Source organism: Stenotrophomonas acidaminiphila (assembly GCF_001431595.1).
GTDB lineage: Bacteria > Pseudomonadota > Gammaproteobacteria > Xanthomonadales > Xanthomonadaceae > Stenotrophomonas > Stenotrophomonas acidaminiphila.
Map to the genome: position 1 here is coordinate 1 of NZ_LDJO01000091.1, position 8,343 is coordinate 8,343.

Below are 8,343 nucleotides of genomic sequence, written 5' to 3' on the forward strand. Positions count from 1 at the left end.
AGATTTGTATACGAGTCAGCGTTAACCTTTCCCCATGGTTGAACTCACCCTGCCCGGGCCCGCCGTCGTGCTGGCCGCCGCGGCCCGTATCGCGGCCCATGCCACGGTCACGCCGGTTCTGCGTTCGCGTGCCCTGGACGCGCTGTCCGGCGCGAACCTGCATCTCAAGGCCGACCACCTGCAGCTGGGCGGCGCCGCGCCGCTGGCGTTGCCGCTGGATGCCTACGAGGAACGCCTGCGCATGGCGCGCGAGGCGGTGCGCTCGGACTCCAAGCGCGTGGCCCAGGTGGTGAAGGGATGGGTGGCCAATGACTGACTCCATCGTTCCCATGAACGGCGTGCAGCGCGCCGCCGTGCTGCTGCTGTCATTGGGCGAAGCCGACGCGGCGGAAGTGCTGCGCCACATGGAACCCAAGGAGGTGCAGAAGATCGGCATCGCCATGGCCACCCTGACCGACGTCAGCCGCGAGCAGGTGCAGCAGGTCATGGACGAGTTCAGCAACGAACTCGGCAACAAGACCTCGCTCAGCGTCGGCTCGGACGACTACATCCGCAACATGCTGGTGCAGGCGCTGGGCAACGAAAAGGCCAACAACCTGATCGACCGCATCCTGCTCGGCCGCAACACCACCGGCCTGGACACGCTGAAGTGGATGGACCCGCGCGCGGTCGCCGACCTGGTGCGCAACGAGCATCCGCAGATCATCGCCATCGTCATGTCGCACCTGGAGAACGACCAGGCCGCCGAAGCGCTGAAGCTGCTGCCCGAACGCACCCGGGTCGACGTACTGCTGCGCATCGCCACGCTCGATGGCATCCCGCCCAACGCGCTGAACGAACTCAACGAGATCATGGAGCGCCAGTTCGCCGGCAACCAGAACCTGAAGTCGTCCAACATCGGCGGCGTGCAGTGCGCGGCCAACATCCTCAACTTCATGGACGGCGGCCAGGACCAGGCGATCCTCAGCTCGATCGCGCAGGTCGATGCGCCGCTGGGCAGCCGCATTCAGGACCTGATGTTCGTGTTCGACGACCTGGTGGACCTGGACGACCGCGAGATGCAGCTGGTGCTGCGCGAAGTCAGCGGCGAACGCCTGGGCCTGGCCCTGCGCGGCGCCGACATCAAGGTGCGCGACAAGATCACCCGCAACATGTCCCAGCGCGCCGCCGAGATCCTGCTCGAGGACATGGAGGCCCGCGGCCCGGTCAAGCTGTCCGACGTGGAAGCCGCGCAGCGCGAGATCCTGGCCATCGTCAAGCGCATGGCCGATGAAGGCACGGTCACCATCGGTGGCAATGCGGAGACCATGCTGTGAGTCCCGTCGTGCGCTGGATGGCCCCCGATCTCACCGTCGCGCAGACGTCGGCGCAGGACCTGGCCGACGGCTACCCGGCCGATGCGCCGGACATGCCGCCGGAACCGCTGCTGCAACCACCGACGCTGGAGGAAATCCAGGCCATCCAGGACGCCGCCCGCCAGGAAGGGCTGGAACAGGGACACGCCGAAGGCCATGCCGAAGGCCTTGCCCAGGGCCAGGCCGAGATACGCCGGCTGGTGGCGCAGATCGAAGGCATCCTGGACAACTTCAGCCGCCCGCTGCTGCGCCTGGAAGGCGAAGTGGTGGCCGCGCTGGGCGAGTTGTCCGTGCGCGTGGCCGGGCAACTGCTGGGTCGCGCCTACCAGGCCGAGCCGGCGCTGCTGCAGGAACTGGTCAACGAGGCCCTTGAAGCGGTTGGCGGCAGCAGCCGCGAGGTCGAGGTACGCCTGCACCCGGACGACATCGCCGCGCTGGCGCCGCTGCTGAAGCTGGCACCCGGCCAGCGCCTGAGCCCCGACCCCGGCCTGAGCCGCGGCGACCTGCGCGTGCACGCCGAGAGCGTGCGCATCGACGGCACACTGGAGGCACGCCTGCGCGCGGCCCTGTCCACGGTGATGCGCAAGGCCGGAGCCAGCCAATGAGCCCCGCCTTCACCGATACCCCGCCGACCAACCGGCCGCCACCGGCACCCGCGGCCTGGTCGGCCGCGCGCAACCTGCGGCTGGCGGCACGGCTGGACGCCATCGACATCGAACCGGGCCACGGGCGCGGCCTGATCCGCGAAGGCGTGCTGCGCCGCGCGGTGGGCCTGACCCTGGAAGCGGTCGGCTGCGAGGCGCCGATGGGCGCCACCTGCAAGGTCGAAGTCGACGGCGGCTGGGTCGATGCCGAGGTAGTGGGTTTCGCCAGCGAACGCACCTACCTGATGCCCAGCGCCGAACTGCACGGGCTGCTGCCGAACGCGCGCGTGGTGCCGTCCTACCGGCGCGGCGGCGTGGAGGTCGGCGAAGGCCTGCTCGGCCGCGTCATCGACAGCGACGGCGTGCCGCTGGACGGCAAGGGCCCGATCCGCGCCGAAGGCAGCGCCAGCATGGCCGGCGTGTCGATCAACCCGTTGGCGCGCGAACCCATCATCCAGCCGCTGGACGTGGGCGTGCGCGCGATCAACGCGCTGCTGCCGATCGGCCGCGGCCAGCGCGTGGGCCTGTTCGCCGGTTCCGGCGTCGGCAAATCGACGCTGCTGGGAATGATGACCCGCTTCACCTCGGCCGACGTGATCGTGGTCGGGCTGATCGGCGAACGCGGCCGCGAAGTGCGCGACTTCGTCGAGACCACCCTGGGCGAGGAAGGCCTGCGCCGCGCCGTGGTCGTGGCCGCGCCGGCCGACCGCCCGCCGCTGGCGCGCCTGCATGGTGCCTACCGCGCCACCGCGATCGCCGAGTGGTTCCGCGACCAGGGCCTGAACGTGCTGCTGCTGATGGATTCGCTGACCCGCTTTGCCCAGGCGCAGCGCGAGATCGGCCTGTCCGTCGGCGAACCGCCGACCACCCGCGGCTACCCGCCCAGCGTGTTCGCCAAACTGCCGGCGCTGGTGGAACGCGCCGGCAACGGCGCCAAGGGGCGCGGCTCGATCACCGCCTTCTACACCGTGCTCACCGAGGGCGACGACCCGCAGGACCCGATCGCCGATGCGGCCCGCGCCATCCTCGACGGCCACATCCTGCTCTCGCGCCGGGTCGCCGATTCCGGCCTGTACCCGGCCATCGACGTCGAATCGTCGGTCAGCCGCGTGGTCCAGGACATCGCCGACGACGCCTGGCGCCTGCGCATCCGCAAGCTCAAGCGGCTGGTGGCGGCCTACTCGGCTAACCGCGACCTGATCGCCATCGGCGCCTACCAGCGCGGCAACGATGCGGCCACCGACGAAGCGCTCGAGCGCTGGCCCGAAATCCTCGAATTCCTCGGCCAGGACGTCAGCCTGGCCGCCGACCTACCCCACAGCCTTGCCGCCTTGAAACGCCTGGTCGAAAGCGAGAACGTCCCATGAAGCAATCCCTTCGCCTGGACCCCCTGCTGCGTCGTGCACAGGATCACGAAGACGAGGTCGCCCGCGCCCTGGCCGAACGCCAGCAGGCGCTGGACATGCACCTGTCGCGCCTGGAGGAGCTGCGCCGCTACGCCGAGGAATACGCCGGCGCGCAGATGGCCGCCACCAGTCCGTCGCAGCTGATGAACCGGCGCGCGTTCCTCGACCGCCTGGACAGCGCCGTGCAGCAGCAGAGCCAGACCGTGGACCGCAACCGCGAACGCGTCGATGCCGAGCGCGCGCGGCTGCTGCTGGCCAGCCGCGACAAGCAGGTGCTGGAACAGCTGGCAGCCAGCTACCGTGCCCGCGAAAAACAGGTGGAGGAGCGCCGCGACCAGCGCGAGATGGACGACCTCGGCGCGCGCCGCGCCCGCCAGGCCCAGCTCTCGGGCGAGGACGAGACCCCATGACGCCACTGTCCCTGGGCGCCGCCGCGGCCAGCGCGCCGCCCGCGACCGGTACCCCGGCACGGACCGGCGCCGGCAACGACAGGCAGGCCGGCGGCTTCGATGCGCTGCTGCAGGCCGCCCCACAGTCGGCGCCGCAGCCGGCGCCGCGCGCCAAGCCCGCGGCCACGCCGGCCGCGGACACGCCGGACCGTGACGGCGGCGATCCGGCCGCCGCACCGGCAGCACCTGCGGACACGACGCCGGGCAGCGAGGCCTCCGCGGCCGGTGACGCTGGGAAACCGGCAGCCAGCGACGAGGGTCGCGGCCAGGACGACACCGACGCCGACGCGCCGCAATGGCCGCCGCCCGGTCTTGCCGGGCTGCTGCCGGGCACCCAGCCGGTGCCGGCGACGATGGCGGCGCTGGCCCCCGCCCCGGCGGTGGCCGGGGGTGGCAGCGACCTGCCGCCGTCCACCACCCCGCCGGCGCCAGCGACATCCGCGCCGACCACGCCGCTGCCGATGGCTGTCGCGCCGCCGCAGGCAGCGCCCCCCGCGCAGGCCGCTGCCACCGCTGCCGCCACCGCCCCGGCGGCCACGACCGAGGCCGACGTCCTGGCGCAGCTGGCCAGCCTGGATGCCACGCCGGAGCTGCCACGCGGCGGCGCCGGCAATGCGCCAGCGCCCATGGATCCAGGTGCCGGCGCGGCGTTGTTCGGCCCGCTGCTGCAGAACCTGGCCAGCGTGGCAGACGCCCGTCCGGCGCCAGCCTTCCCGCCGGCGCTGTCCGCGCCGGTGGACATGCAGGGCGCGGATTTCGACGAGGCCATCGGCGCGCGTGTCGGCTGGCTGGCCGACCAGAAGATCGGCCATGCCCACATCCGTGTAACCCCGAACGACCTGGGGCCGGTGGAAGTGAAGCTACAGCTGGATGGCGATCGCGTCCACGCCACCTTCTCCAGCGCCCATGCCGAGGTCCGCCAGGCGCTGGAGAGCGGCCTGCCGCGGTTGCGTGAAATGCTCGGCGAACAGGGCCTGCAGCTGGCCCAGGCCGATGTCGGCCACCGTCAGTCCGAGCCCGGTACGTCCCATACCGGCGGTGCCGCCGGCATGGGCAACGACGGCGAGCCCGGCGATGCCGGTTCCCTGCCGGACGCCATCATCCGCCCGCTGCGCCTGCGCGGCCTGCTCGACGCCTACGCCTGAGTCGTAGGCAAGGCCGCGGGGGCGGCCAGCCCCGCGCAACGGGGCACCGGCCCCCGGCGCCGGCCCGCCAATTTTCCGTCATCGCCACCGGCGCACGCTGCGGCACGCGTATTGCATATCCAGGGGCAGCAACCCTGAGGAGCACAACGTGGCAGCCGCCGCCGACAAATCCCGCAAGCCAGACACTTCCAAGGACAAGGACAAGGACGCCACCGGCAAGCCGCGCCGCTCGCTGCTGGCAACCATCCTGATCGCCGTGATCGCCGCCGGTGGCGCCGGTGGTGCCGTCTGGTATTTCACCCAGCGCCACGCCGATGCGGCGCCGTCCAAGGCCAAGGCCGCGGCGCCGGCCACGCCGGCCCCGGCACAGTACTTCGCGCTCGACCCGGCCTTCGTGGTCAACCTCAACGGACGCGTGGACGGCCCGCGCTACCTGCAGGTCGAAGTGCAGCTGATGACCCGTGACCCGGAAGCGTTGCCGGCGCTGCAGACGCACGCACCGGCGATCCGCGCCAAGCTGCTGATGCTGTTCTCCCAGGTCGAGCCCGAGCAGATCGCCGACCGTGCCGGCAAGGAGCGCCTGCAGGCCGCGGCGCTGGCCGAAGTGCAGAAGCTGATGAAGGCCGAGACCGGCAAGAAGACCGCCGACGACCTGCTGTTCACCAGCTTCGTCACCCAGTAAGGCGACGCCGATGAGCATCAACGACCTGCTGTCCCAGGATGAAATCGACGCCCTGCTGCATGGCGTCGACTCCGGTACGGTGGACACCGTGGAACCCGATTCGCCCCCGGGCGAGGCGCGGCCCTACGATTTCGCCAGCCAGGACCGCATCATCCGTGGGCGCATGCCCACGCTGGAGATGGTCAACGAGCGCTTCGTGCGCCTGTGGCGCATCGGCCTGTTCAACCTGATCCGGCGTTCGGCCGAGATCTCGGTGCGCGGCATCGAGCTGATCAAGTTCGGCGATTACCTGCATTCGCTGTACGTGCCCACCAACCTCAACCTGGTCCGTTTCAAGCCGCTGCGCGGCACCGGCCTGATCGTGTTCGAGCCGACCCTGGTGTTCGCGGTGGTGGACAACTTCTTCGGCGGCGACGGGCGCTACCACACCCGCATCGAGGGCCGCGAGTTCACCGCCACCGAGATGCGCGTGATCCAGCTGATGCTCAAGCAGGCCTTCGTCGACCTGCGCGAGGCCTGGAGCCCGGTGATGAACGTCGATTTCGACTACATCAATTCCGAGATCAACCCGCACTTCGCCAACATCGTCAGCCCGCGCGAGTACGTGGTGGTGTGCCGCTTCCACGTCGAGCTGGAAAGCGGTGGCGGCGACATCCACATCACCCTGCCGTACTCGATGCTGGAACCGATCCGCGAACTGCTCGATGCCGGCATCCAGAGCGACCGCAACGACCGCGACGAGAGCTGGGCGATCATGCTGCGCGAGCAGCTGGACACCGCCGAGGTGGAGCTGTCCAGCGTGATCGCGCGCCGGCGCATGAGCCTGCGCGAGCTCAGCCGGCTGAAGGTCGGCGACATCCTGCCCATCGAGATGCTGAAGGAAGTGCCTTTGTGCGTCGAAGGCATCCCGGTGTTCACCGGCGAGTTCGGCATCGCCGGCGACCGCAACGCCATCAAGATCACCGCTACCCATCCGCCGGGCAGGCCGCCGCGCCCGTCCGCGTCCCAGGAAAATTCCCATGACTGAGCACGATCCCTCCGAGACCACCGCACCCGCCGCGCCCGCCGCCGAGCCGGCGCAGTTCGCCAACCTGCAGGCCGAGGGCGACGGCAACGCCGACCTCAACCTGGACGTGATCCTGGACGTGCCGGTGACGCTGTCGCTGGAAGTCGGGCGTGCGCGCGTGCCGATCCGCAACCTGCTGCAGCTCAACCAGGGCTCGGTGGTGGAACTGGAGCGCGGCGCCGGCGAATCGCTGGACGTGTTCGTCAACGGCACCCTGATCGCACACGGCGAGGTGGTGGTCATCAACGACCGCTTCGGCGTGCGCCTGACCGACGTGGTCAGCCCCAGCGAGCGCATCCGGAGACTGCGTTGAGCCTGCTGCCGGCCACCGCCCTGGCCGTCGCCGCGATGGCCCAGGGCCATCCGCAGGCGGCGCCGGTCGGCCAGCACGCGGCCACCGCGCCGGGCCTGTTCGGCGCGGTGATGGCGCTGCTGGCGGTACTGGCGCTGATCGTCGGCCTGGGCTGGCTGCTCAAGCGCATGCCCGGCAGCGGGTTCCGCCCCGCCGAAGGGTTGAAGCTGGTGGCCAGCCTCAACGTCGGCGCCAAGGAGCGCGTGGTGGTGGTCGAGGTCAACGGCCAGCAACTGCTGCTGGGCGTGACCGGCGGCGGCATCAGCACCCTGCACACCCTGCCCGAGCCGCTGCCCGCGCTGGCGCCGGCCACCCTGCCCAACCTCAAACACCTACCGAATTTCGCGCAGCTGCTGCAACAGAAGCTGCGCAAGGACGCCTGAGCATGCTGCCGCAACGCTTCAACTCCCGTTTCTGCTGCCAGCTGGCGATCGTGTTCGCGCTGCTGGCCCTGCCACTGCTGGCCTGGGCGACCCCCGCCGCACCGCAGATGCCGGCCCTGCCCGACGTGAACGTCGGCAAGATCGGCGGCGCCCCGGTCAGCCTGCCGCTGCAGACGCTGCTGCTGATGACGGCGATCACCCTGCTGCCGTCGCTGCTGCTGGTACTGACCGCCTTCACCCGCATCATCATCGTGCTGGGCCTGCTGCGGCAGGCGATGGGCACCGGGCAGACACCCTCCAACCAGGTGCTGCTCGGGCTGGCGCTGTTCCTGACCGCGATGATCATGATGCCGGTCTGGGACAAGGCGTGGTCCACCGGCATGGCCCCGTATCTGGACGGCAAGATCGATTTCCAGACCGCGTGGACCCTGACCACCCAGCCGCTGCGTGCGTTCATGCTGGCGCAGGTGCGCGAGACCGACCTGATGACCTTTGCCGGGCTGGCCGGCCAGGGGCCCTACGCGGGCCCGGAGGCGATCCCGTTCCCGGTGCTGGTGGCCTCGTTCGTCACCAGCGAGCTGAAGACCGCGTTCGAGATCGGCTTCCTGATCTTCATCCCGTTCGTGATCATCGACCTGGTGGTGTCCAGCGTGCTGATGTCGATGGGCATGATGATGCTCTCGCCGATGCTGATCTCCGCACCGTTCAAGATCCTGCTGTTCGTGCTGGTCGATGGCTGGGTGCTGGTGGTGGGCACGCTGGCGGCCAGTTTCAACGCGGTCTGAAGCACCGCGCGCCCGTCCCTGTCGTCCACTTCGACGTCCCGGCGCGCGTCCGCGCCGCGGCCCCGCCCCCCTGACC

The 8,343-nt window shown here is 70.4% G+C and carries 10 protein-coding genes and 1 pseudogene; all 11 read left to right on the forward strand.

Annotation, left to right across the window (positions count from 1 at the left end; all coding sequences use genetic code 11):
* Positions 1 to 34: 34 nt before the first annotated feature.
* A pseudogene (locus tag ABB33_RS19000) lies at positions 35 to 196 on the forward strand (threonine/serine dehydratase); the annotation flags it as partial.
* Positions 197 to 329: 133 nt separating this feature from the next.
* Entirely contained in the window at positions 330 to 1,316 is a 987-nt protein-coding gene (gene fliG / locus ABB33_RS17530; protein WP_054665809.1) for a flagellar motor switch protein FliG, read from the forward strand.
* Positions 1,313 to 1,960, forward strand: a complete 648-nt coding sequence (locus tag ABB33_RS17535) for a FliH/SctL family protein (protein WP_056932950.1) — start codon at positions 1,313 to 1,315, stop codon at positions 1,958 to 1,960. Before fliG ends, ABB33_RS17535 begins: the two co-directional genes overlap by 4 nt.
* Positions 1,957 to 3,366 carry a FliI/YscN family ATPase gene (locus ABB33_RS17540; protein WP_056932951.1) on the forward strand — a complete coding sequence of 470 codons (1,410 nt, stop codon included), beginning with the start codon at positions 1,957 to 1,959 and terminating at the stop codon, positions 3,364 to 3,366. The genes ABB33_RS17535 and ABB33_RS17540 overlap by 4 nt, the downstream gene beginning before the upstream one ends.
* Entirely contained in the window at positions 3,363 to 3,815 is a 453-nt protein-coding gene (fliJ, locus tag ABB33_RS17545) for a flagellar export protein FliJ (protein WP_054665818.1), read from the forward strand. The genes ABB33_RS17540 and fliJ overlap by 4 nt, the downstream gene beginning before the upstream one ends.
* On the forward strand, positions 3,812 to 4,999 hold the full coding sequence (locus ABB33_RS17550) for a flagellar hook-length control protein FliK (RefSeq protein ID WP_056932952.1): 1,188 nt from the start codon (positions 3,812 to 3,814) through the stop codon (positions 4,997 to 4,999). Before fliJ ends, ABB33_RS17550 begins: the two co-directional genes overlap by 4 nt.
* A gap of 148 nt (positions 5,000 to 5,147) precedes the next feature.
* On the forward strand, positions 5,148 to 5,681 hold the full coding sequence (locus ABB33_RS17555) for a flagellar basal body-associated FliL family protein (RefSeq protein WP_056932953.1): 534 nt from the start codon (positions 5,148 to 5,150) through the stop codon (positions 5,679 to 5,681).
* Positions 5,682 to 5,691: 10 nt separating this feature from the next.
* The gene (gene fliM / locus ABB33_RS17560) at positions 5,692 to 6,708 is read left to right on the forward strand and encodes a flagellar motor switch protein FliM (RefSeq protein WP_054665826.1); all 1,017 of its coding nucleotides are present in this window, start codon (positions 5,692 to 5,694) and stop codon (positions 6,706 to 6,708) included.
* Entirely contained in the window at positions 6,701 to 7,060 is a 360-nt protein-coding gene (gene fliN / locus ABB33_RS17565) for a flagellar motor switch protein FliN (protein ID WP_056932954.1), read from the forward strand. Before fliM ends, fliN begins: the two co-directional genes overlap by 8 nt.
* Positions 7,061 to 7,095: 35 nt before the next feature.
* On the forward strand, positions 7,096 to 7,482 hold the full coding sequence (gene fliO / locus ABB33_RS17570) for a flagellar biosynthetic protein FliO (protein WP_152985156.1): 387 nt from the start codon (positions 7,096 to 7,098) through the stop codon (positions 7,480 to 7,482).
* Between the two features lie 2 nt (positions 7,483 to 7,484).
* The gene (gene fliP, locus ABB33_RS17575; protein WP_054665835.1) at positions 7,485 to 8,267 is read left to right on the forward strand and encodes a flagellar type III secretion system pore protein FliP; all 783 of its coding nucleotides are present in this window, start codon (positions 7,485 to 7,487) and stop codon (positions 8,265 to 8,267) included.
* The last annotated feature ends 76 nt before the right edge of the window (positions 8,268 to 8,343 follow it).